The sequence below is a fragment of the Zunongwangia atlantica 22II14-10F7 genome, from assembly GCF_002094855.1.
Classification (GTDB): domain Bacteria; phylum Bacteroidota; class Bacteroidia; order Flavobacteriales; family Flavobacteriaceae; genus Zunongwangia; species Zunongwangia atlantica.
Window position 1 is genome coordinate 1 of record NZ_ARYN01000025.1, and the last position, 21,212, is coordinate 21,212.

Consider the following 21,212-nt stretch of genomic DNA (forward strand, 5'->3'; position numbering starts at 1 on the left):
GTTCAAGTCCCGCTCCGAGTACAGAGAAAACCCCTGCAAACACAGGGGTTTTCGCGTTTTTAGACCCTTCTTTTTTACTATGAAAAATAAGGATAAAAACGAAATCGTACCCAGAAACGTACCCAGAAATTCTGTAATTGAATTAGAGATTTCTATGGCGAAGAAGAGATATTCTACTCCAAAGCTTTACATTCCCAGAGTAAACGGCAAACCAACTGTTGCTCCTGGTAAAAGATGGTACGTTTATATTCATTGGCGATCAGATCCAGATGGATCACTTGATAGAAAATTCACTTTTACCAAGAAGATCAATCGGCTTAAGACTGTTAAAGAAAGAAGAGCTGCAGGGAAACATTTAGCTTCTATTTTAAGTCTTGCATTAGAGCGCGGATGGGTTCCGGATACTGAAGAGCGAAAGTCTAAGAAAGCAAAACATCGTGGCCCTCAAATGACACTGGCCACCGCGATGGAATATGCTTACAAAATCAAATTGAAGTCCGGAAAAAAAGAATCCACCCTAAACGGTTATGAATTTCACATGAATCGTTTTCTGCAATGGGCAAAGGAAAACGGTTACTATGGTGCAGATCCTGCACGTTTTGGAATCGATCACTTTTATGAGTTTCTGGATTGGTTACGATTTGATTATGTGAATGAGCAAACCGGAAAAGAAGTCTCCGGAAGTTCAGTAAATAATCATAAGTCAAGCTTATCGGCATTGTTTACTACGATGAAAAATGAGCGTTTAATTCCTTATAATTTCATCAAAGATATTCCGAATGTGGAATCAGATCCGGTAAATAATAAAGCCTTTACTATGGAAGAGCTCCGGATCATCAAAGAAGAACTAGAGAAAACAGATCCATATTTAAAAAACTATGTTTCTTTTGTGATTTACTCTTTATTGCGACCGCTAGAGATCTGTAGGTTGAAGGTAAAAGATATTAATACAAAAAACTGGTTGCTCCAGGTGGAAACTAAAACAGATGATTTATCTGTTAGACGTGTGATTGAGAAATTGAAGCCGACCATCAAAGAAATGGAGCTGCAAAACAGCCCGCCTTCTTATACTTTATTTACAAATCAAAATAAACCTGCAGATTGGGATGTTTCGCTAAAAAGTAAGGCTGATCATTTTGGTAAAAGATTTAGAGAAGTAAAAACCAGATTGGGGTTTGGTAGGGAATACGGAATTTACAGCTGCAGGCACACGGCAATTATGAATTTATATAATAGTTTGGTTGATGAAGGGAAGGGAGAAATGGAGATCTTGTTTCAATTAATGCCTATAACGCAGCATAAGTCGATTGCGGGAATAAAAAACTATCTTCGAAAACATAAAAAATCGATCCCGCCAGATCACTCTAATATATTCACTTTAGATTTTTAAAGCCTTGATGATCAGAAGAAATAAATATCTAATATTTACATCAATCCTAGCTTTATTCTTGATCATTCCATTTTATTTGCGATTAAGAGATAATAGACTTGAACCATATCCAGCAATATTGCTTCCTTCAGGGGCAAGTTTGATCGAAAGAGATAAACCTAGAGTTTTTAAAAAAATTCGATTAAAAGATGATTTGGGTAACGAATTATCCATTGAAGAAGTTTTTGGAGGTATTCACCGGACTCATATTTTTAACTTAGAAGGATCAAGTTTTGGAACAAAAAAAATGAAGGATAGAATTACATTTCTATATACTCCTAGAATCATTTTTTTTCATGAAAATGCATTTAGTAAAGACAGTAGGACTGAGGTTCAAAAGTGGTTAGATAATAACTTAAGTAATATGGGACTAAAATCAAGTAAGATCATTTTAGAAAAAATAGCTTATGAAATAAACCCTAAGACATATCAGGTTCAAAAACTAAAAATTATTGACAGCATAATATTTCAAAAAAATGAATGAAAGATTAAAAAAAATCTATAGAATAATTGGTAGAAACAGTCTAGTTTCAGATAATTTTTTAGCTATTTATAGAATTTATTTGGGTTTCCATTTAGGGTATTTTGCTATATTTCAAACACCTAAACATCTTGGTTCACTGCCTAATTCATTTTTTCAACCTTCTATCTTTTCGATTGCACAATTTTTTGATAATTTTCCAAACCCTATTTTTTTTCTATGTTGCCAGATAATTTTATTCACATGTTCATTCCTGATAATACTAGGATTTTATTGTAAAATATCTTTTTTATTTTCTAGTTGTATTTTGGTCATGCTTAATTCTTTAATTTTTAGCCTCGGGAAAATAGACCATAATATAATGTTCCTTTTTTTAATTTTTATCTTTACTTTTTTGGATAGTGAAAATGAATATTCCTTAAAACCAAGTTTAAAATTTAATAGGAATAATTTTTTTTGTGGAATTTTGGCCTTGGTGCTGAGTTTTGGATTATTTACTGCAGGTTTTGAAAAAGCTTTAAATTGGATAGACTTTGATTTGAATACAAGCGGGGTGCTATCATGGCACTTGCAAAATTATTATATAAACGATAGAACCAATTTATTAGCTTCTTATTTTCCTCTCATCCCTCCAATTTTAATGGAGATTGTAGATTACACTGCTGCTATTTTCGAAATTTCTGCACTAGCTTTTTTAATCAAAGGTAAAAAAACATGGAATTATTATTTGATACTATTGTCGGTTTTTCATCTACTCAATACCGTTTTTCTAAATATTTCATTTACAGCACATATATACGTAATTGGTTTTTGGTTACTTTCTCATTTAAAAACTAAGCCTTTAATAATACTTCTTACATTAATTTTCTTCCTAACCTTATTTAAATCATATATGAATGAACTTTATATTAATTTACTCTTATGGAGTATAATTGTTTTTTCAGGGATTATTAAATTAAAGAGAGATAAGTTAAATTTGGGGGGAATTTAAAAAGTTTCACTTTCAATTTCAACCTGCATCGTTTCTTCAGATAAAAATTTTCTTCGGAGCATCTTTATTAAATGGATCTCGTGATATTTAAACGATCGCTTTTTTATATCCAGAAACTCATATAGTGAACATTCGAAGCTTTCTTTAAAGCTTTTTGAATGTACACGATATCTCAGCCAGTTTTCCCATTTGGTTTTAAAAACCTGCTGCAAAGAAAGTTCTCGTATCAATACAGGATCTGCAAGTGGTTTTGCATTTGAATTTCCGATTTTTCCGGAGTACACCATAAAATCAAAATCAGAGCGATCTTCGGGCATTACCGCGGTAACTTCTTCTCGAGTTTGTTCTACGATGGCCGGTTGCACATTCATTTCGATTGTGATCTTATCTTCTCCGTCATTGGAGGAGTCCGAATACACCTGGCCGTTTCGATTATAGAAGATCTTATCTCCGTTAGCGTAACTAAGAGTGTAAAATCGATTTGTATTGTGTGCCTTCTTAGGCTTTGGAATTTCTAAATGTCTGTGATCTTCAGTTTCTTTAACTAAAACGGCATCCTGAGCATAATCAATAAAGACTTCGCCATCCCTGTGATCGATATCCAGGTTTAGCCAATTTTTTAGCATATTTTCAAACTCACCAAATGTCATGTCTGGCATAAAGTTGGAAAGCGTGAAGTAAGTGGGGAACTCGTTAAGACGGCCACTATTAAAGTTAAATTCAAACTGGTTATTTGCTGCAATGCTCTCCGGAATAAAAGCAAGCTTCAATTCTACTTTGATATAATCGAAGATCATATCTTCTGTGGTATTGATTTTAATTTCTTCCTCGAGCTTTACTCTATTGTTTTGAGAGGCTGCTGAAAATAGGATCGTTTTAGATCCATTATTTGGTTCTTCCTGATAAACCTCCAGAGCAAAATTTGTCGCCAATACAGGATCCAGGTTTAAATCGATTTTAATTTCATAAGTACCGGTATTTTGAACGGTAAACTGGCGGCGATAGATCCCAAAGTTTTGACCATTCTCGTTTATGGTTTCATCTGGTACCGAAAAGCTGAAGTTTTGAAATTCAGATCCTCTAAATTTCTCCAGAAAATTCTCTGGGATATATAAAACTTTTCGCATTAGAGAATCCTCTATGAATGGTCCGCTTAATTTTTTCCCGGTCTGGGCATATCCAAAGCGAAGGATCTCTAGCATGTACGGGAACGGTGCCATTACATTTCGATTGTGATAGATGGTTTCGCCTTCAACTTCACTGGTGTAATTCTGCCTAAAACTATTAGCGTAGAAATTATTGGTGTATCCTTCAAATAGTTCGTAGTCATCTTTTTCAGCTACTGCAGGAGTGAATACCATCGGGAAATTAAAAGCAGTATCTGGCCATGCTTTGTCTATGGTTTCTTCAGCATAGTCTAAAAGATTAGGGGCTAAAACAATGGGCCAGGGAAGATCTGCAAGATCTGTATCATAAACCGGTGTTTCCTGGTCGCCGTAAGAAATATCACATTCAATAAATTGTCCTTCAATTTCTCCTAAAAATAAAGTGGCTTCGTAATAGCGCTCCGGGAGGATTAATTTTCCCTTTACTGCAGTAGTAACATTGGTAATATTATCCAATTGCGGGACGCCCAATTTTGTTAGAAGTTCATCATCGGCCTGGATGGTAAAAGGAAGCGAATAACTTCGATTTGTTGCATCATTAAATAAGTTGCTCTCATCTGTAAGCGTTACGCCATAGATGGAAAGATCTATTTCAAAATTTTCACTTTTAAAAATTATCATTGTTTTGCGGCATCAAAATTTAACGTGAAGTTTCGATTTGTTACCCGGCTCTTAGAAGTTGTGATATTGCTGAAAGAAGGAATTACTTCTGTACGCTGGCCATCGATTTCAATCCATACTTTTTTGGATCTTAAAATTTTACTTAGCCATTTCACTTCAGCATCTGAATATATATTTCCGGTGCCCAGAGAAAAGGAAACCGGTTCCTGGATCTCGACAATTTTTTGAATTTGTTTGCCGGCTTCGGCTCTTGTTACCCTGGTGCTCTCTTCCTCTTCGGTAATTTCTATTTCCCCATCCATATTAAAAACTTCCGGGCATTGCCATTCATTTAAAAAGATTAACTGAAAGCTTTTTAATTCTGAAGGTTTAATCGTGATATCAACATCAAAAGTTCCGGCTGTAAGTTTTATTTGATCTTTGGGAGATAAATTATAATTGGAAAGATCTATCATTACCGAATAAACATTGGTAGATAGATTACTCGAGCTAATATTTTCGGTAATATCTCCGGTTAAGTTTACCTGGTTAATTGGATCTTCAGAAAAGAAGGAAAAGCAGAATTTACCATCTTTTGGCAATGTAATTTTCCCCGGAACAAAACATAGCTTATTTTCTACTTCAGGGGATCTGCCATTAAGAAACTGAACCTGAGCAAATGATTGGCGTTCTGTGAGTGTGGTGTCGTTAATTAATTTATCATACACCGTAAAATTTAGACTGAAAGGAACAACGGGAACAAATATCCCTGCAGCTAATTGAGCAGGGAGATTATTTGGTTGTAAAAAGTTGCTAGTTTCTAATCCAATAATAACTTCAGCAAGATCTTTAAAAAATGGGATCCGTCTCTGATAATTTTTAACGGTCGATTCAAAATTGATCAGCGCTTCAGCATTTGGAGTGCCTGAGGATAAAACCAGCGTATTTCTATCTGCTGCAAAGTAAAGCTTCCCGCTTTCGATTCCTGAAGTTGAAACTTCAACAATTCGAAGTAGTACATTAATTAATTTGGTACCAAAACCAGATTCTATCTTTATGGTCCCGGTGTAGGTGCCAATGGCTAATGCTGCTGTATTTTGAGTATTAGCAATAAGGCTGTGAGTTCCGGCTGCTAAATTTTCCTGGTCTAGATTTAACCAGGCTAAATTTGTGCTTACCGTAGCAGCCAAAGAAGTCTCTACCGTAAAGGAAGCTGATCGGGTAGGAGGTAATTGAAAAATCTCTGAAAATGAAAGGCTCGTTTTGGATATTCTTAGATAATCATCGCTCTGATCTGTACCGGAAATTACTAGCGTAACCTTCCCTTGCTTTACGCGATCGCCATCATCTACCTGAAAAGTGGCCTCGTAAATTCCCACTGCCATTCCTGAAACATCAACTCCTAAGTTGATTGTTTGGGTGGTGTTACCATTATTTGCTGAAAAAGTAACCCAAGGTTCATTTGCTATGATCGACCAGGCATTTTCTGTGGTAATGGTTAAAGGCTGTGTAGCAGGAACTGCAGATCCTGTTTGATATTCAAAAGTAAAATCGCTCTTAGAAAGTCTAAGAATAACATTGTCAATAATTTCTACATTAACCGTAAATCGTGGGCCAATTGCAGAATCATCAAATTCGTTATAATACACCGGTCTTACCTGAGCAATGTGCAGCCCTGGCGTTAAATTATCTGCGTGTATAGAGTTTAGTGTAAACCGAAGAACGGCACTAACAAGATCTCCGTTTTGGGAAGTTACCATTGGTTGGTCTAAAATAACGCTCAGCCAATTTGGGAATGTTCCAAAATCAAAGCTTTTTATTCCTGGAGGGAAATAAACCGTTTCAGTAACTGAAGGTACATTAAGGTACTTCTTATAGGTTAAAGTTAAACTCATTTAGCGCGTTTGATTTTATTCTTGTTTTTCAATTTTTCCAGTTTCTCTTGTTGTTCCTGGCGTTTAATCTCTGCTTCAGCTCCGAAGTAAACATTAGCCTCCAGCGGTATTCCTAAAAATTCAAGCAGCTCGTCGATCTTGGCAATAAATGCCGAAAAATCTGCACCGGGTGTTGTTGGGTTTGCATCATCTGGAGAAGTAGGCCCACCATCATAGAAAAGACCCAGTTTCTTTCTTCGTTTATTCTCGATATAATTTTCGATTTGTGGCATTTCGGGATCCTTCCTCACAATCTCCGGTATCACATACTCGTTTTTGTGAACGTAACCTACAGGCTCGTGGCCAGAATCATCTATAAAACCTAAACCATTTGCCCCGGTTGGCCCACCATTAAAAAATCCGGTTGTTTTAGCTTCATTCTTGGCTTTTGTAGCGTTTCTTATCGCTCCCACGATTCCTGCAACCTGGGCTGCAAAACCAATTAGCAAAGGAATGTTTTGCGGAAAACCTACAGCTGCAGTTTTTGCAGTACCGGCAGCAATATCTCCGGTCGCTTCAGCTGCTTTTAATCCCATCTTTGACTGGAAAAGACCAAGTTCAACAGCCATTTCTTTTGCAGCTAATAATTGTTTTGCTATTAATAGCGCCTGCCCAATTTTAGTCTCCTGGCCTGCCAGGTTAATTGCGGCGTCTAAAGAATCATTCCATAGTTGGCGTTTCGCCTGGGCAATTTCTTCTTCTTTTTTTAGCTCTTTATTTTTCCATTTTTCATGGATGCCGGTTAAAGTGGCTTCGTGAGATTCTTTAAGTGCTTGTTCAACCTTGGCTTTTTCTTCCTCGGTCATTTCCAGGAATTCCATTTCCTTTTGGAACTCCTCGAGCTTTTTTTCCCACTCTAGTTCTTCCTTTTCTAATTCCTGAGCTTTGCGGATCTCTTCTTTTTCAGCTTCGGTTTCAGCACGTGCAAGTTCCAGCTCGTTTTCTAGCTCTCGACGTTTCTCATCATAAGAGCGCATACGCTCTAATTCTTTGGCTTCTTCTTCAGCTTTGGCTTCATCGATCTTAATTTGATGCTCTGCCCTGATCTGATCCATCAATTCCTGTTCAGCTCCTAATGCTCGGGCTTTTTCTAAAGCTCTTTTTTGTTCCAGTTCTGCTTGTTTAACGGCAGAATCAGCAAGGCGATCCTCACGCTTTTTTATATATTCTGCTTCGAGCGCGGCTATTTGATCCAGTCTTTTTTGTTCAGCAGCTGCAGCTTTTTCATTTGCTTTAGTAAGCTCATTGGTTACACGAAGCTCGTCGCGCATTAAATTTCGAGCGGCATCAGCTTTTCTTCGCTGTAATTGCTCAACTTTGGCAGTTAACTCAGCCTCTTCGTTAAGATCTTCTTTTGTGGAATTAGAGAAAGTATTTTCTTCCTCTTTTATTTTTCTGCGAATCTCTGCAGCTTCGATTTCTCGATCGTAAAGTTCGTCCTGAGCTTTTTTCGCTTCAGCTAATATTTTCTGCCGTTCTTCTGCAGATACATTTTCTTCGTCCCTGGCTTTTCTTCTGGCTTCTGCCACCTGAGCTTCGACACGGCCACGATCAATGATTAATTGTCGCTCAATCTTATCTGCATTTGCGGCCATATCACTAAGTTCCATTTGGCGCTTAACTTCATTGGCCATTTCATCACCATAATCACTCACGGCATCTTTAGCACGATTAAAGCCATCTACAGCCTTATCGGTAAAGTTTTCTACTCCGGTTGTAATTTGAGTAACGGCATCAAATGCTACTTTTCCGGCTTCTTTAAAATTCCCACTTAGCGCGAGATCAATTGCTTCTCCTAGTTTTGGAAAGAACTGAATTAAACCAGTGATTCGGTTTTCAATATTGGTTTTAATGAAACTTCCAAGAGCTTCAATAGTTTCTTTAGGATTGGAGAATACATCGACTATAATTTTCCCGAGAAAGGAAAGTAAATCTGTAAGATTTCCAACCACCACACCGGTAACAGCACTTATTTTATTCCAGGCATTTTGGCCTTCTTCAGAATCTCTAAAATATTGGGTAACGGCTCCAATGGCTAAGGCAAGCCCGGCAAGCACCATCCCTAATGGAGTAGCAATGAAGGCAACAGCTGCTTTTGTGGCTCCAATAATACTGGCTCGCATTCCCTGGAGACCTTCCTGCACCATCATAAGATCGCCGGTAATTAATCCACCGGTTACTTTTCCAAATGCTTCTCCAAATTCTTGTACAGCTTTGCGATTATCCTTTAGCGATTTTTCACCTTCCTTAGTTTGGTTAATGAACTCACGTTGGCGTTTTTTCATACCATCGTAAGTTTTCTCCAGTTCGCCGAGCTTCTTATTTTCTGCGTTCCATTTTGCCGTTCCTTCTTCCAGGTTACGAACATAACCACGCTGCGCCCGTAATTCTTTACCGACAGAATTCATCGTGGTTTTGACTTCCTTGTCATTTACACGAATCGCGAGGTTAAAAACTTTAGTTTGAGCTGCAGACATTATCGATCTTCGGTGTTAAGTTGTAATACCAGGTTAGAGATCTTGGCCATCACATCGTCGGTTCTTGTTTCGCCAAGGGCATCGAGCAAGTAATCGAGTGCACCTGATTTTTTATAGATATCATCAAAGAGTTGAAATTGTGGAAGATTAACCTGGTGTGGTTTTCGAAGCGTTTCTCCTTTTTGGTACCGGGAAGCTCTTAGGTAAATATTACCACCTTCACGAACACCTGCTGCACCATAATGAAGGATGAAACCAACCTTGCTGGAGGTAAAGTTTAATCCTAATAATCTGTGCGTACCCATTTTGGCAGTTACACGGGTAGCCTCGAGAATGGGAATGTTATTCGCATCCCCCTGATTATGAATTTTTAGTTTGCGCTTAAGGATCGAGTGCACATAGTTTTCGGCCATCTGTGCGGCTCTTTTTCCTATCGCTTGCTCTTTGCTTTTAATATCTCCTGCCATAATTCAAAATTGGCAGCTATGAAGCCCTTAAAAAAGGACAGGCAATTATGGACAGGCTGTGGCAATATCCTCCCAATCATCAGGATTTAATTTTAGAGATTCATTCCCCTCAAAAGTGCCTTGAAATCTATATCCGTAAAGATGTTCATTGAATACCGGGCCATATTGTTTCCAGCTTACCGATGAAACTTTGAATTTGTTGTAAAGAATAGAATTGGGCTTCTTCGATTCGAATCGCATTCGAGCGATGACTTTTAATCCGATACGCTCACATTCATCGAGCATATTATTTTGTTGGTCGAAATTTCCTTTTTGCGGCCTTTGCCAGATTGTGAACGCGAAGAATCGACCTATCACACTATTTTCGGGAAGCGATTTAGATCCATCGCCTTCCGGAGATTCTATACTCATGGCCGGAAAATTAATCCCAGATCTAAACGCACCAAAGAGTTCATCTAGATCCATTCTGAAGAATGAGTTTTCAGGAAAGTCTTTTAATTGGAGATTTATATTTTCAAAAAAATCAACGACGATTTTGTGGGTTAGTTCCGGCATTCTTTTTAGTCTTTTTCTCGTTTATTAATTCATTCTCGTAGGTGCTCAAAAACTTGTGCATGTTTATCCGTTCGGTTTGCTCGAGCTTAGAAGGATCAAAATTTATTTTGAAGTTTAACAACTGACCGAATGGAGTGTATTGCGGATTTTGCTGAATTTTGGTTTTCTTCGTCTCCTTCGGTGGTTTGGGAAAAATATTAGGATAAAGTTTTACCATTTCATTCCGGCAACCTTCAAAAGTATAAGCAATGGCCAGCTTCTTTTCCGGAGCAACTTTTATCCATTTTTTGATTGATTTCTCCAGGATAACTTTGTTAAAAGGCCGTCTTATATCATAATCCGGATTTTTGGATCCTGCGCGGCGATAAAGTGTGGCACAAATTAAATCGAGATATCTTGCATCATTTTTTAATCTCCAGTTAAAAAAAAGTGCGTCAACAAAACTGAACTCTTCCATCGAGAGGTTTTGGATCCTATTTGCCGGAGGGAAATGTATTTTACCTCGAATCCTAAAAGCTTTAGGAAATACTGTCCTGGTATTTTCTTTATTGATGAAAGCAATATGATCTGCATATTCTTCCGGGGGAATTTGTACCAGGGCTATAAATTGAATCAGGAAATTATTGGAGCTAAGCAGTATTTTACAAATTCTCGAGTAAAGCCTATTAATTGCTGTATTTGATTCTTTAGGATAAAGCTCATAGAATTTTCTAAAATGCTCTATGGCCACCGCAATTTTTCCCAGCTGCTTTTCGCTTAGTTCGTTCCATGATTTTGGAAGCTTGACAGTTAATGATAAGTTGATCCCCATGCTTATATTTTCGACTAAATTCGATAGCTGCGGTCCATAAAAAAAGGACAGCAAAATAGCTGTCCTTTCAAAGCATAGGTATTAAGAAAAAATCAGGGTTTGGGAGGTTTTGTTTTGAAGTGTAGAAATATCAATATAATTGCCACTATAATGCCGAAAATAAGACCAATGTTTAACCCCCAACTTGAGGACTGTCGATCGGTTATTTTTCCTTTTTCGGACACGTCTTTTTCTTTTTCGCTCTTTGATTGATCACTGGATTCGCGAGAAGTTTCTCTAATGGAATGATCCTCTTCTCTTGTTTCTTTTTTGGAAATTGATACATCTGAATTGGTAACCGAGAGTGTGTCACCGCCGTAGATAATATTGATTGGATCTCTGGGATCCCGGGGACTAAAATTAAGATTCCAGGATTCTGAAACTCGAAAGAGGTCACTTTTAATTTTTTCATTTTCTAAAGTAGTAATATCATTTTGCTTCAGTTCAGAGACCGATTCCTGCTTTTTGTGCGTCTCGACTTTTCTGGAGCTGCAGCTAGCCAGGAAGAATACAAAAGCGAATATTAAGCAGCGTTTAACCATCCTTCAAATGTTTGAGTTTTTTCAATACGATCATTCAATCCATTGTAACCGCCATTGATTCGCTTTGTTAGTTGCTTAATCGAGGTGAGATCTGTTTTCTTAGCCAGGTTCCACAAATGGTTATTATCGAAATACCATAATGCACTTTCAAAATAGTATTTAGTGACCACGAGATCTGGATTGCACATGATTTCCTGATCGTTCATCGCATCAGCGAATAATTGGTAATTTCTGCGGCCGGTTAGTTGTAATGGCCCACGGCCACGAAATAACCAACCATCGCCCGAAGCTTCGTCACCATTTCCATTTTGGTTGGCATAAACAAAGTTTGCAATTTGCTCAGGCTTTCTTTCCAGGATCCTGGCCACTTGTTTTTCTGCTTCAGAAAGGATTCTGTTTCGATCGGTATCAAAATCGTGGGAGAAGATCTGCAATAATCTTTCGTAAGAATAATTTAGGTTTTCAAACTGGCGCTGAAAATAATTAGATTCATGCGCACATTGCCCAGCAAAATTTGCGGTTTGCTCCTTAGTCAATTGAAAAGCGATTCGCATAGCATTAATTGTCTTGGGACCAAAAACACCATCCGGATCTAAACAATGATCTTTTTGAAATATCTGAAGCGGTTTTAAACTCATGGTGCAGGCGTGGTGTTATTTTGTTGTACTTGCCTAAGTTGACGATACTCGAATTCCTTGATAATTTTTTCAGGCATTTCTTCCAGTCGCCTGGTGGTATCATCGTGATAGTTTTTGTTTTGCTCCGCTATCTTTTCGGTTACATCTACAATTTTCCTATTGGTTTCATTTTGGTCTTTGCTTATTGTCATAAAAGCTTCTCCAAAATGATCAGCTCTTTGCCGATCGCTTTTCGAATAATCGTGAACCACTTTAAAAAGATAGCCTACGGCTATGATGAGCGTAAGAATAATTAATCCAGGAAGACCGTATTCAGAAAATTTAGACAATGATTCTGTTTGAAGTGCTAGCATAGTTTCTTTACGTTATTGATACCTCGGACTTTTATCATAGCCCTTATTATGTAGTGCATCCCTAATTCTAGCCTGGTCGAGTTTAGCCTGGTAAGGAGTGATTGTAAAATCGATTAAAGTTGCAGGCAAAATTCCGGTGCATCCTATACAGTGATTTTTGTGGCGATCGAAAATTTTGAAACGAAGAATGAATTCATATTCTTTTCCCTGGGAAATTTCCCTGGTCGATTCGATTTCAAAATGTCTTTTATTATATCGATCTGAGATCAGCATTTTACCTTCGTGGTTTAAAACGACTGTAGCCGGAATACTAATAGTGACCGAATCTTTAACCGGTTCTTTTTTTGATTTTTGCGCAAAGGCGTTGGTAGTGATTAGGAAGAACCCAATCAACAGTGTAAGAATTGTTTTCATTATTAAAGTTTTGAGTTTACTTGATATTCCTGAACATCCTGCCAATGATCAGTTTTGAATTGTGCCGTTTCGATGCCGGATCTCATCGCTTTGATACAATGATCTTTTTCGATCCAGTCGAGAAGTGCAACCATAAATTTTCCTTTTCGGTTTAAATGGTCCAGGTATAGATTCCACCCTAAAACTTCGCTTACGGTTTCGTGAGCGGCTCCGAAATTGTACAATCCTTCCTGGTCTTTTAAAAACAACCAGTTAAAGAAACCTCCAAAGGCTACATTGCCAAGTTGATCGAGGGCAATTGCGATCGCTAAAAAAAATTGCTTGGTTCCTGAGATAATATCTCGAGCTTTTCGATTTTCTTTTGAAATAGAAACAACTACTTTCCAAATAATGGAAGCAATCAAGCAGGGAATAAAAAGCGCGAATGCTACGAGGATTAAAAAAAATGAAAGGAGTAACTGGCCAATATTACTGAAGAACTCAGACAACCAGGATTTAAAATTTGAGAGATTCATCGGGTTCAGATTTTATGATAGAGTAAAAGTCTGAACCCAACGCTTTTAAAAAAAGGACAGGAGGATTATTAATCTAATTGGGTTAAATCCCATTCGGTGTGATATAGTTGGTCTCCTGGATTAAAATAATTATTTCCTGAATTTTTAGTAAAATATAGGTGCAGCATGTCGGGGTTTTCAGCTTTTATATAAAAACCGCAAATTTTACAATTATCCCCACCATCGTAAGAACTAATATTATACAATAATTCAGTCGGGATAAAATCGCCATTATCACACAAACAAATAGCAACTTTTCGACCATCAACTTGATAATCAAACCCAATATTTAAACCTACTAAATACTGATTTCCATTTCTTTCAAAGTAAAAAGGTGGGCTAACATGAATTAATCTTTCATCGGTCATGAAAGAAGTATTATCAAATCTACTCGTTAATCGCGTCCAATTATAGTTACTTCCATTATTGGTTGAAATTCCAAATCTGTTAATTCCGTCAAAATTAGATCCTGAATACCCTTTTGTATGATGAACACCAATAATACTTCCATCGTTTTGATTAAATGACCTAAAGTAACCTGTATGTGATTCATCAGTTTGAAGCCCTAAAATAGTGCCGCGATCAGTCCATACGCAATTATGCAATTCTGCACCTCCTGCAGTTGTCAATAAATGAGTTTGTTGCGCGCTTCCGTTTGCTGGATCAGTTGCGTCCGTATGCATATACAAATGTATCGGTTCATTGTTTGGGTCATTCGGAACGTATTCCAAACAAGGTGTTTCCGCTTGGTATCCCTGCCATATAACGCCCTTTTCTTGGAAATCGCTTAAATCTACATTATCAGCATCTCCCCAAGCTATTTTTCCATTTTCACTTTGATTTGAATTGGAATCGTGATCGGTTGAATAAAGAACAATATATTTTTTTAATGTCGTTAACTCCGGGTATTTAGATGCCAATTGGATTTGTGGGAAATAAATTGAAGTTAAAGCGGAATTTTCCGCTTCTAAAACTAATGTACCATCCGGGGTTAAATCGTAAATCTGGCCATTATTAAATACGTAATTAAAATTGATATTTCCTGCGCTACCTTTAGACTTTCCTAAAATAAACATTTCTAATCCGCATTGTGCCTGAGATAAATACATTGTACCCTGAACATTAAAAGCAAATAATGTTAAAGGATATTCCGCAAGATCTTTTCCCGATGTTGGGGATGTTTTTGAAAGTGTATTTTCGTTTTCAAAAATATACGAATCATCTACATCAACGGATATATTTATTTGAGAATTAAAGGATTCTTCCACACCGCTTAAAGCAATATTATTACCTCCGTATAATATAAAATAAGCCGATCCATTGCTTGATCTATAAACGTTTATTTCTCCGTTAGAACCCCTTACACCACATAATCTTATTTCAGCACTTGTAGGCAATACATCGAATCCATTTAACAACAAATTTATATCTTCGGATTGAGCATGCACTGCGTGAACTGAAGGTGTATAATTCGTGGAAAAATATTGATCATTACCGCCTGAAACTCTGAATCCATAATTAGGAACAAATTCAACATCATTCGTACCTTCGTTTGTTAATCTGTGTTTTGTCGGATCCATCCAATTAAGGGTGCAGAATTCGTACAAAGAAGCATCATCTTGTTTGAAATAATATAAAAGATCGTTTTCAAGTAAATTAACCGATCTCAATTTTCTTACTATTCCATCGTTAATAAGATTTTGGCTAGCTAAAGGTGTAGTTATTGAGTTAGCGTTCGCATAATCTAAAACAGCCTGATACAATGGATCGAATTCCGCAATGTCTTGAAGTTGAAATTGTATCACATCACTTTTCTGGCTTTCCGTACCATCATCGTAAACCAATGTAGATTCTACACTTAGATTATCTCCTGGATTAAACCACGCAGCCACGTTAAAAGTTCCGGTTAAACTTAACGGATTTTCGTTTCTTTGAGTTCCGTCGATGTAGATATTTACTCCTATTATCGTTGCCATAATTATTCTGTTACTTCGTAATCGAAAGATTCGCTGGTTATATTACTAATATTCATAGTTGGTGCGGTTGGCTGTGGTTCTGATGAGTTTCCAATATTCTGAAGTAGCCAAATATTAAGATCATTTTGATTGCTAAATGTCGGGTGTGTGCCGTATTCATTAGCCTCTATATTTGTGAATTCTGCAGCTTCTCCTGGAGGTCCCACTAAACTTTGAAGCCATTCTTCTTCGGTTCCCTGAAATCCATTAGCCTGGGCGATTTGATATGCAGATTTACCTCGTAAGCTTTCTAACCATTCATCTTCAGATCCAACGAAGCCCCGAGCCACTGCAACCTGATAAGCTGAAATTCCGTTATTGCCATCTTTCCCAAAGGCATTCCATTTATTGTTATACCACAGATAAATGATTTTTTCATCCTTAACAATGTAAAAAATATCTTCCTGACCTTCGTCGGGACGATCGGCAATAGAATTAAAGAATTGAACCGGAGCTTCATTTTCTGAGGCTATCCATTGTCCGTTTTCAAAAGTGGCCACAAATTGTGTATTTCCATTGGTGGGTATGATCACAGCCCAGCCATTTTCCACCGCATTGGGATAAGCTGCAGCTAGTGTAGCCAGCGAAGAATGAAAACGATAAAACTTTTCAGGATTTAAATTCGCTGCATCGTGTAAGTCGGCATGATCATTAAGTATTTCTGCGATTTCTTTAAAATCCTCTGCTGTCACCTCTGTTGGACGATTAACAGAAGGATTTACATTACGTTTTTCAGTTAAGTTAACCGATGGTCTCTTCGCATTTGCCATAATTAAAAGCTTACAATAGATTTACCGTCAATCACCGGGTTCGTGATTTTTTGTTTCTCGCGTTGATCATAATCTTGGAAGATTGCCGGAAACTTTTTGAGATGTCGAACTAGATCCTTTAAGATCTCATTAGCTTCGTTGGTTTTAGATTGCTCCAGTTTTAAAAGTTCCACCTGATCTGCCTTGGTTCTGGTCATTCCTGGGATCTCTTCGAAAACTGTAAACAAGCCTCGAGAGGAAAGTTCAAAAATTCCTTCTTTGGTAATTTCAGCAATAGATAGGGATACTTGCGCCCATCGAGCTGTCTCAAGGGCTTTCTTTTCTTCAAGAGAATTTCCCTCTTTAATTTGTAAAAGCGTCTCAGCTCCCAACAGACCTTCAAAAAATTGTTTTTCTACTTTTCGCAAGAATGGACGTAAGGCGAGAAAGGTGAGACGGCTTTTAGATATATCGTAGTAATTTTGGAAATGTGCCGTTTGGCTACATAGTAACTCTTTAAAAATGGTGTATTGATCTGAATTCGTCCAGCTTTCAAATTTATCCTGGTTAGCTTCCATGATCTCGAGCGCCTGGTCGATCGCTTCTAGTCCGGAATTCAACAATTCAACTCGAAGATCTTTAATTTGCCACCATTCTGCAGGTTTTGAACTTTGAGACATGGAAATATGTAAACCGCCATCGCTAGAGCTTACAATGCCTACTTTGGTATAGCTTAGCAAGGCTAAATTTGCAGAAGCCTCCTGAAGCAAATCAAACACTTCTTTTTCGATTTCCCCTTCCGGATCAGCATCGATCCAGGAATTATATAATTCCCTACCAATTACAGGAAGGATATGTTTTCGCTCTTGTTTTCTTACCTGGCTTTCGATAACCTCAAAGCTGAAATTGTAATTTACAATCGCGTATTTTTTAATGGTTTCAATATTCTTAACTAGCATAATTAGATCTCGTTTTGGGTTCCGGTTGGATTCTTATCCAGAGTAGTAAGATTGGTCACGGCAAAATCTCCTTCCAGGTCTTCATCCCATCCATTATAATCGCGAAGAAGTCTCCAGATATCGAGCGACGTTTCTCGTTTAGTTTTGAATAAGCTATTTAGAATGCTCATCGCTTCGCGCTTATCAGATCCTGATCCTCCGTTTAATTTTCCTCCAGGAATACCAACTCCCATCAAATTAGGATCCACACCGATGGCACTCATAATCTCGGAATTACCGGCAGAGGAATCCAGTAGTCCTTTACCTTCACTGCTGTTTTCATCTTTTAACGGCACAACCTCGATACCTTTTACCCATTTCCCTTCCCTGTCCTTAAATACAGTTGTTTGGATTGATTTCCCCGCGTTTTTATTTCCGGCCAAATGAGCATCAATAGCATCCTTTAGATTTTTACGAATTTCAAGTTTCTTGCTGGTGTCGAATTTTTCCCATTCATCCGCATACGTTCGAGTGAAATACTCATCGGAGATATACACCATGTATTTTACGTTCAACTGATTTTCAGAGAAGTGTTTTTTATATTCTGGGATGGCATTTACAACTTCCATCCAGCCGTTCCGGAAAACGGAATGATGCGATGGTTCCGGGTAGTATGTTTCATCGATAAGCGGATAGAATATCGGCATCGTGAATTTGTGAACTTTATTTCGCTTGCAATATTCTTTGACTTCTTCAGCACTGCAGTAATTATCGATTACCGGAATTTTACTCACATATTCACTATCTGCAGAAGTTGTGCTTTTCCAGTTATGGCAGAAATAGGAGTTTTCAATAATCCCTGTTTTTGGGTTGATTTTTTCAAATCGCATTTTTGCTGTTTGTAGCCTACGAAGTGAATAGATCTTAGAATAATCATTGGTCAAAATATACTCTGGCCATCCAAGATCAAAAGTTTCGAGATCGGTTATAATCTCTGTAAAAACACGATGGATTTTATTTCTCCTGAAGAAGGCTCTTATTTCTGGTTCTGAATTTAGCGACACGATTTGCCGATCTTCTTTGCCATTTTCAGATTCAGTTGATTTCATTAATCGGAATCCTTGGCCATAATGTGCTGCCCGGTTAAATCGATAACTGGATCCTGCGGCACCATTTTTCTTTACTACGTCCAGGAATCTCTTAGGATATTGATTATCATCTCCCCATTTTACAATCTTACCGGTTGTGCTGATTCCGGTTTCTTCTATTGGAGCACTTGTGTGGTTTCCTTTTCCCGAAAATACAAATGCAGCCTGTGTGCCGGTGCCAAAATGAATGTGGTTATGTTCGTAAAGATTGCTCATTAATAAATGACTTTTTTGCCGTTGAATGAAATGATGTAGCGAATGTGGATCTTCTTAACCTCGCCGTTCTCCAAGCGAATATTTCGAGTTTTATTTTCGAAATGCTGCGGGTTCTTTCTAATCTTCGGAGTTTTGGGTTTTTTGAAATGCTGTAATGCGTAAATACTATCCTTATCCATTCCTTTTTCCTTCATTACCAGCTTTGCATTTTCGTAGCTATTTAATGCGCCACCGGTTTTGGAATTACGATTAAAAGTCCGCACGGAAATATCGAATTTCACCGCTTTTCCTTCGGAATTCGGAGTCCGCATGATCTCCAGCACTTCTTTTAGATAGATCGTTTCTTCTGCCATAATCCAAAAGTGCGAATGACTTGTGCCTTAAAAAAGGACAGGAATTAAGTGTCCTTTTTTAAGGTGCTTCTATAGGTCAATTTTGAAGTAAAACCTCAGATAAATTGGCGAATAACGAACTTAAACTAAGCTCCAGCGATACCCATTTTGAGAATATTCTCGCGTATTACTTGGACACCGATAATCCCGAAGAAGTAAAGCTGAAAAGCTTATCTAAAACCGACCAGGAATTAAAAAAGCGCTGGGAAACGGCGTTTACTGCATTGCTAGAATTTAGAAGTCCTGAAGATGCTGTAAAAAGGCTTATGACACTTTTTGGAGTGAGTAAAGCAACGGCTTATCGAGATGTGCAACGATGCGAAATGTTATTCGGATCCTTTAAGCGATTTGATAAGGAAGCCTGGAGATATATTTCAATTGAGCGAAAACACAAACTCTACCAATTAGCGCTGAAGGATAAGAATATCGAATTGGCTTATAAAATCGATAAAGAGATCGATAGTCTTCTTGGACTTAAAGATCAAGACTCACCAATTGACCTCGAGAAAATTCAAGCTCAGGATTACGAAATAGTAATGTCGAAAAAACAGCAGAGGCTTATCAAGCAAATTTTAGGAACCGAAGGCGCTGTTAATATGAACGTTTCGGATACGATCGACATCGATTTTGAGGAAATCAAAAGGAAAGAAGATGGCGAAGCGTAGAGGAGTAAAGGGCAAAATAACACTCAATTTCGCTCAGATGGTAGCCATTATGGCCACAGCAAAAGTGAAATTTTTAGAGTGGGGCAGGGGAACCGGAAAAAGTACGATCGTTGCTTATTTTATGCTCATGATGGTTAAGTGGCTCCCCCGGGCCACTTTTATTTTAGTGGGTAATACCTATGCGCAGGTTTTATCGAATACACTTAAATCGACCAAAGCGGCACTCGAATTTTTCGGGATTTATGAAGATATCGATTATGTGGTTGGATCTAGCCAGGGAAAAAGAATGGGCTTTAAAATGCCTTACGAGAAACCCAACCACTGGAAAAATATCATTCATTTTTCAAACGGCACAGTATTCCAGCTTGTAGGGTTGGATAATCCTAATAGCTCCAATGGAGGTCGAGGAATAAACTCTTCAGGAATTATTGCGGATGAAGCGGCACTCCTGGACAATGAAAAGCTTTCAATTAACGTAAAGAACACGAACAGGGCATCTAAAACAGGAATCTATGGAGAGGATAATCCTTGGTTACTGGCTGAAATTTATGTGAGCTCTACACCATTAACCAAAAAAGGGAAATGGTTTATTGAAGGCGAGGAATTGGCGAAAAAGAGTCCCGATAAATACTTCTTTCATTCAGCAACGGCACATTGGAACCTGGACAATGTGAGATCTGATTATTTCGAATATATGAAGGATTCTTATTCGAGTGATCTTATTTATAACGCAGAGATGCTGAATATAAGACCGAAGGAAATTGCAGACGGTTTTTACCCACAGCTTACCCAGGATCACTATTACACGAATAATGATAACGATTATCTGGAGGGCATTCCTCTTTGTGATTTGGATGGCAATCCATTGACCAACGATGATAAATACTTCAACTCTAAGAAGGATGCAGATGTCATACGAACAGAGCCGTTAATTGTATCGGTGGATTGGGGTGCTAACATCAACGCTATGACCGTGCATCAATTGCAGGATAATACCTGGTATGTATTAAAAGAATTCTTCGTGAAGTCTCCTAAGATCCTGGATCACTTATTCCTTGAAGAGTTCCTACCATACTATATGAACCACGGAAATAAAACAGTATACTTCTACTATGATAGAACCGGGAACAATAGAATCGCAAACAGTAAGATGACTTTTGCTGATCAGGCAAAGAAACTTATGGAAGAGCATGGATGGACGTGTCATAATATGACCACCGGTGTTAACCCGAGTTATATTAATAAGTTTCGATTGCTTAACGTAATGCTTAAAGATGATGGAAGGAAGCAACTTCCGAGAATTAGAATCAACCAAACAAACTGCCCGAACTTAATTGTCTCGATGGAACATGCCGAAGCTTACGATCGTGGTCGTGGGTTGGAGAAAGATAAAAGACCTGAGCAACGAAAAGGTGTGGACCAGGAACACGCTACTCACTTGAGTGATACGTTCGACTATCCAATCTTCGAAAAGTTCTGGGGAAAATTCATCGGCAACGATGTGAGGCGGGAAGATATGCCACTCACCACCTTCTAGGGGGGTGGCCTTTCATATTTGCATGAATTTTGGCGTGGCACATGTCATACCGCTATAGGCTACGGCGTTTGTCAACGGGCGAACAAATGAAACTATTAAAG

At 38.0% G+C, this 21,212-nt stretch carries 21 protein-coding genes; 5 read left to right on the forward strand and 16 right to left on the reverse strand.

Annotated elements, in window-relative coordinates; translation table 11 throughout:
- The first annotated feature begins 79 nt into the window (after positions 1-79).
- Genes IIF7_RS18925 through IIF7_RS18935 form a run of 3 tightly spaced genes read left to right on the forward strand, consistent with a single transcriptional unit; the run spans position 80 to position 2,901 of the window.
- Positions 80-1,390, forward strand: coding sequence for a tyrosine-type recombinase/integrase (locus tag IIF7_RS18925; RefSeq protein WP_084843254.1), 1,311 nt, complete (start codon positions 80-82; stop codon positions 1,388-1,390).
- A gap of 7 nt (positions 1,391-1,397) precedes the next feature.
- Complete coding sequence (locus IIF7_RS18930; RefSeq protein WP_084843255.1) at positions 1,398-1,913, forward strand: hypothetical protein; 516 nt, start codon at positions 1,398-1,400, stop codon at positions 1,911-1,913.
- Positions 1,906-2,901 (forward strand): hypothetical protein, encoded by a 996-nt coding sequence (locus IIF7_RS18935; protein ID WP_084843256.1) that lies wholly within the window; start codon positions 1,906-1,908, stop codon positions 2,899-2,901. The genes IIF7_RS18930 and IIF7_RS18935 overlap by 8 nt, the downstream gene beginning before the upstream one ends.
- On the opposite strand, the gene IIF7_RS18940 is transcribed toward IIF7_RS18935, so the two are convergent.
- The 16 genes from IIF7_RS18940 to IIF7_RS19015 all read right to left on the reverse strand — a co-directional run bounded on the left by IIF7_RS18940 (position 2,898) and on the right by IIF7_RS19015 (position 18,870).
- The gene (locus IIF7_RS18940; protein WP_084843257.1) at positions 2,898-4,688 is read right to left on the reverse strand and encodes a hypothetical protein; all 1,791 of its coding nucleotides are present in this window, start codon (positions 4,686-4,688) and stop codon (positions 2,898-2,900) included. The two genes, IIF7_RS18935 and IIF7_RS18940, sit on opposite strands and share 4 nt — an antisense overlap.
- Complete coding sequence (locus IIF7_RS18945) at positions 4,685-6,562, reverse strand: BACON domain-containing protein (RefSeq protein ID WP_084843258.1); 1,878 nt, start codon at positions 6,560-6,562, stop codon at positions 4,685-4,687. The genes IIF7_RS18940 and IIF7_RS18945 overlap by 4 nt, the downstream gene beginning before the upstream one ends.
- Positions 6,559-9,078, reverse strand: coding sequence for a phage tail tape measure protein (locus IIF7_RS18950; RefSeq protein WP_084843259.1), 2,520 nt, complete (start codon positions 9,076-9,078; stop codon positions 6,559-6,561). Before IIF7_RS18950 ends, IIF7_RS18945 begins: the two co-directional genes overlap by 4 nt.
- Positions 9,078-9,545: a hypothetical protein gene (locus tag IIF7_RS18955; protein ID WP_084843260.1), complete on the reverse strand. Its 468-nt coding sequence runs from the start codon at positions 9,543-9,545 to the stop codon at positions 9,078-9,080. Before IIF7_RS18955 ends, IIF7_RS18950 begins: the two co-directional genes overlap by 1 nt.
- Before the next feature lie 45 nt (positions 9,546-9,590).
- A complete protein-coding gene (locus IIF7_RS18960) occupies positions 9,591-10,100 on the reverse strand; it encodes a hypothetical protein (protein WP_139801372.1) in 510 nt (169 codons plus the stop codon).
- Positions 10,069-10,911 (reverse strand): hypothetical protein, encoded by an 843-nt coding sequence (locus tag IIF7_RS18965; RefSeq protein WP_084843262.1) that lies wholly within the window; start codon positions 10,909-10,911, stop codon positions 10,069-10,071. The genes IIF7_RS18960 and IIF7_RS18965 overlap by 32 nt, the downstream gene beginning before the upstream one ends.
- A gap of 92 nt (positions 10,912-11,003) precedes the next feature.
- Positions 11,004-11,492: a hypothetical protein gene (locus IIF7_RS18970; RefSeq protein ID WP_084843263.1), complete on the reverse strand. Its 489-nt coding sequence runs from the start codon at positions 11,490-11,492 to the stop codon at positions 11,004-11,006.
- The gene (locus tag IIF7_RS18975) at positions 11,474-12,130 is read right to left on the reverse strand and encodes a glycoside hydrolase family 19 protein (RefSeq protein WP_245801679.1); all 657 of its coding nucleotides are present in this window, start codon (positions 12,128-12,130) and stop codon (positions 11,474-11,476) included. The genes IIF7_RS18970 and IIF7_RS18975 overlap by 19 nt, the downstream gene beginning before the upstream one ends.
- Positions 12,127-12,483 carry a hypothetical protein gene (locus IIF7_RS18980; RefSeq protein ID WP_084843264.1) on the reverse strand — a complete coding sequence of 119 codons (357 nt, stop codon included), beginning with the start codon at positions 12,481-12,483 and terminating at the stop codon, positions 12,127-12,129. The genes IIF7_RS18975 and IIF7_RS18980 overlap by 4 nt, the downstream gene beginning before the upstream one ends.
- A gap of 12 nt (positions 12,484-12,495) precedes the next feature.
- A complete protein-coding gene (locus IIF7_RS18985) occupies positions 12,496-12,897 on the reverse strand; it encodes a hypothetical protein (protein ID WP_084843265.1) in 402 nt (133 codons plus the stop codon).
- A gap of 2 nt (positions 12,898-12,899) precedes the next feature.
- Positions 12,900-13,412, reverse strand: a complete 513-nt coding sequence (locus IIF7_RS18990; RefSeq protein WP_139801374.1) for a hypothetical protein — start codon at positions 13,410-13,412, stop codon at positions 12,900-12,902.
- A gap of 68 nt (positions 13,413-13,480) precedes the next feature.
- The gene (locus tag IIF7_RS18995) at positions 13,481-15,427 is read right to left on the reverse strand and encodes a hypothetical protein (RefSeq protein ID WP_084843267.1); all 1,947 of its coding nucleotides are present in this window, start codon (positions 15,425-15,427) and stop codon (positions 13,481-13,483) included.
- Between the two features lie 2 nt (positions 15,428-15,429).
- Positions 15,430-16,236 carry a hypothetical protein gene (locus IIF7_RS19000; protein ID WP_084843268.1) on the reverse strand — a complete coding sequence of 269 codons (807 nt, stop codon included), beginning with the start codon at positions 16,234-16,236 and terminating at the stop codon, positions 15,430-15,432.
- 2 nt (positions 16,237-16,238) lie between these two features.
- A complete protein-coding gene (locus IIF7_RS19005; RefSeq protein ID WP_084843269.1) occupies positions 16,239-17,174 on the reverse strand; it encodes a DUF6712 family protein in 936 nt (311 codons plus the stop codon).
- A 2-nt stretch (positions 17,175-17,176) separates the two neighbouring features.
- Positions 17,177-18,517 carry a hypothetical protein gene (locus IIF7_RS19010; protein WP_084843270.1) on the reverse strand — a complete coding sequence of 447 codons (1,341 nt, stop codon included), beginning with the start codon at positions 18,515-18,517 and terminating at the stop codon, positions 17,177-17,179.
- Entirely contained in the window at positions 18,517-18,870 is a 354-nt protein-coding gene (locus IIF7_RS19015) for a hypothetical protein (protein WP_245801680.1), read from the reverse strand. Before IIF7_RS19015 ends, IIF7_RS19010 begins: the two co-directional genes overlap by 1 nt.
- Before the next feature lie 104 nt (positions 18,871-18,974).
- On the opposite strand from IIF7_RS19015, the gene IIF7_RS19020 reads away from it, so the two are divergent.
- Both IIF7_RS19020 and IIF7_RS19025 read left to right on the forward strand, forming a co-directional pair.
- Positions 18,975-19,574: a hypothetical protein gene (locus tag IIF7_RS19020; protein WP_084843271.1), complete on the forward strand. Its 600-nt coding sequence runs from the start codon at positions 18,975-18,977 to the stop codon at positions 19,572-19,574.
- Entirely contained in the window at positions 19,561-21,111 is a 1,551-nt protein-coding gene (locus IIF7_RS19025; RefSeq protein ID WP_084843272.1) for a terminase large subunit domain-containing protein, read from the forward strand. Before IIF7_RS19020 ends, IIF7_RS19025 begins: the two co-directional genes overlap by 14 nt.
- Positions 21,112-21,212 lie beyond the last annotated feature (101 nt).

Coding starts and splice junctions, on each gene's coding strand:
- IIF7_RS18960 (WP_139801372.1), bottom strand. CDS start 10,100: ATGCCGGAACTAACCCACAAAATCGTCGTTGATTTTTTTGAAAATATA.
- IIF7_RS18940 (WP_084843257.1), bottom strand. CDS start 4,688: ATGATAATTTTTAAAAGTGAAAATTTTGAAATAGATCTTTCCATCTAT.
- IIF7_RS19000 (WP_084843268.1), bottom strand. CDS start 16,236: ATGGCAAATGCGAAGAGACCATCGGTTAACTTAACTGAAAAACGTAAT.
- IIF7_RS18945 (WP_084843258.1), bottom strand. CDS start 6,562: ATGAGTTTAACTTTAACCTATAAGAAGTACCTTAATGTACCTTCAGTT.
- IIF7_RS19015 (WP_245801680.1), bottom strand. CDS start 18,870: ATGGCAGAAGAAACGATCTATCTAAAAGAAGTGCTGGAGATCATGCGG.
- IIF7_RS18985 (WP_084843265.1), bottom strand. CDS start 12,897: ATGAAAACAATTCTTACACTGTTGATTGGGTTCTTCCTAATCACTACC.
- IIF7_RS19010 (WP_084843270.1), bottom strand. CDS start 18,517: ATGAGCAATCTTTACGAACATAACCACATTCATTTTGGCACCGGCACA.
- IIF7_RS19005 (WP_084843269.1), bottom strand. CDS start 17,174: ATGCTAGTTAAGAATATTGAAACCATTAAAAAATACGCGATTGTAAAT.
- IIF7_RS18955 (WP_084843260.1), bottom strand. CDS start 9,545: ATGGCAGGAGATATTAAAAGCAAAGAGCAAGCGATAGGAAAAAGAGCC.
- IIF7_RS18965 (WP_084843262.1), bottom strand. CDS start 10,911: ATGGGGATCAACTTATCATTAACTGTCAAGCTTCCAAAATCATGGAAC.
- IIF7_RS18990 (WP_139801374.1), bottom strand. CDS start 13,412: ATGAATCTCTCAAATTTTAAATCCTGGTTGTCTGAGTTCTTCAGTAAT.
- IIF7_RS18935 (WP_084843256.1), top strand. CDS start 1,906: ATGAATGAAAGATTAAAAAAAATCTATAGAATAATTGGTAGAAACAGT.
- IIF7_RS18980 (WP_084843264.1), bottom strand. CDS start 12,483: ATGCTAGCACTTCAAACAGAATCATTGTCTAAATTTTCTGAATACGGT.
- IIF7_RS18975 (WP_245801679.1), bottom strand. CDS start 12,130: ATGAGTTTAAAACCGCTTCAGATATTTCAAAAAGATCATTGTTTAGAT.
- IIF7_RS19025 (WP_084843272.1), top strand. CDS start 19,561: ATGGCGAAGCGTAGAGGAGTAAAGGGCAAAATAACACTCAATTTCGCT.
- IIF7_RS18930 (WP_084843255.1), top strand. CDS start 1,398: ATGATCAGAAGAAATAAATATCTAATATTTACATCAATCCTAGCTTTA.
- IIF7_RS18970 (WP_084843263.1), bottom strand. CDS start 11,492: ATGGTTAAACGCTGCTTAATATTCGCTTTTGTATTCTTCCTGGCTAGC.
- IIF7_RS18995 (WP_084843267.1), bottom strand. CDS start 15,427: ATGGCAACGATAATAGGAGTAAATATCTACATCGACGGAACTCAAAGA.
- IIF7_RS18950 (WP_084843259.1), bottom strand. CDS start 9,078: ATGTCTGCAGCTCAAACTAAAGTTTTTAACCTCGCGATTCGTGTAAAT.
- IIF7_RS18925 (WP_084843254.1), top strand. CDS start 80: ATGAAAAATAAGGATAAAAACGAAATCGTACCCAGAAACGTACCCAGA.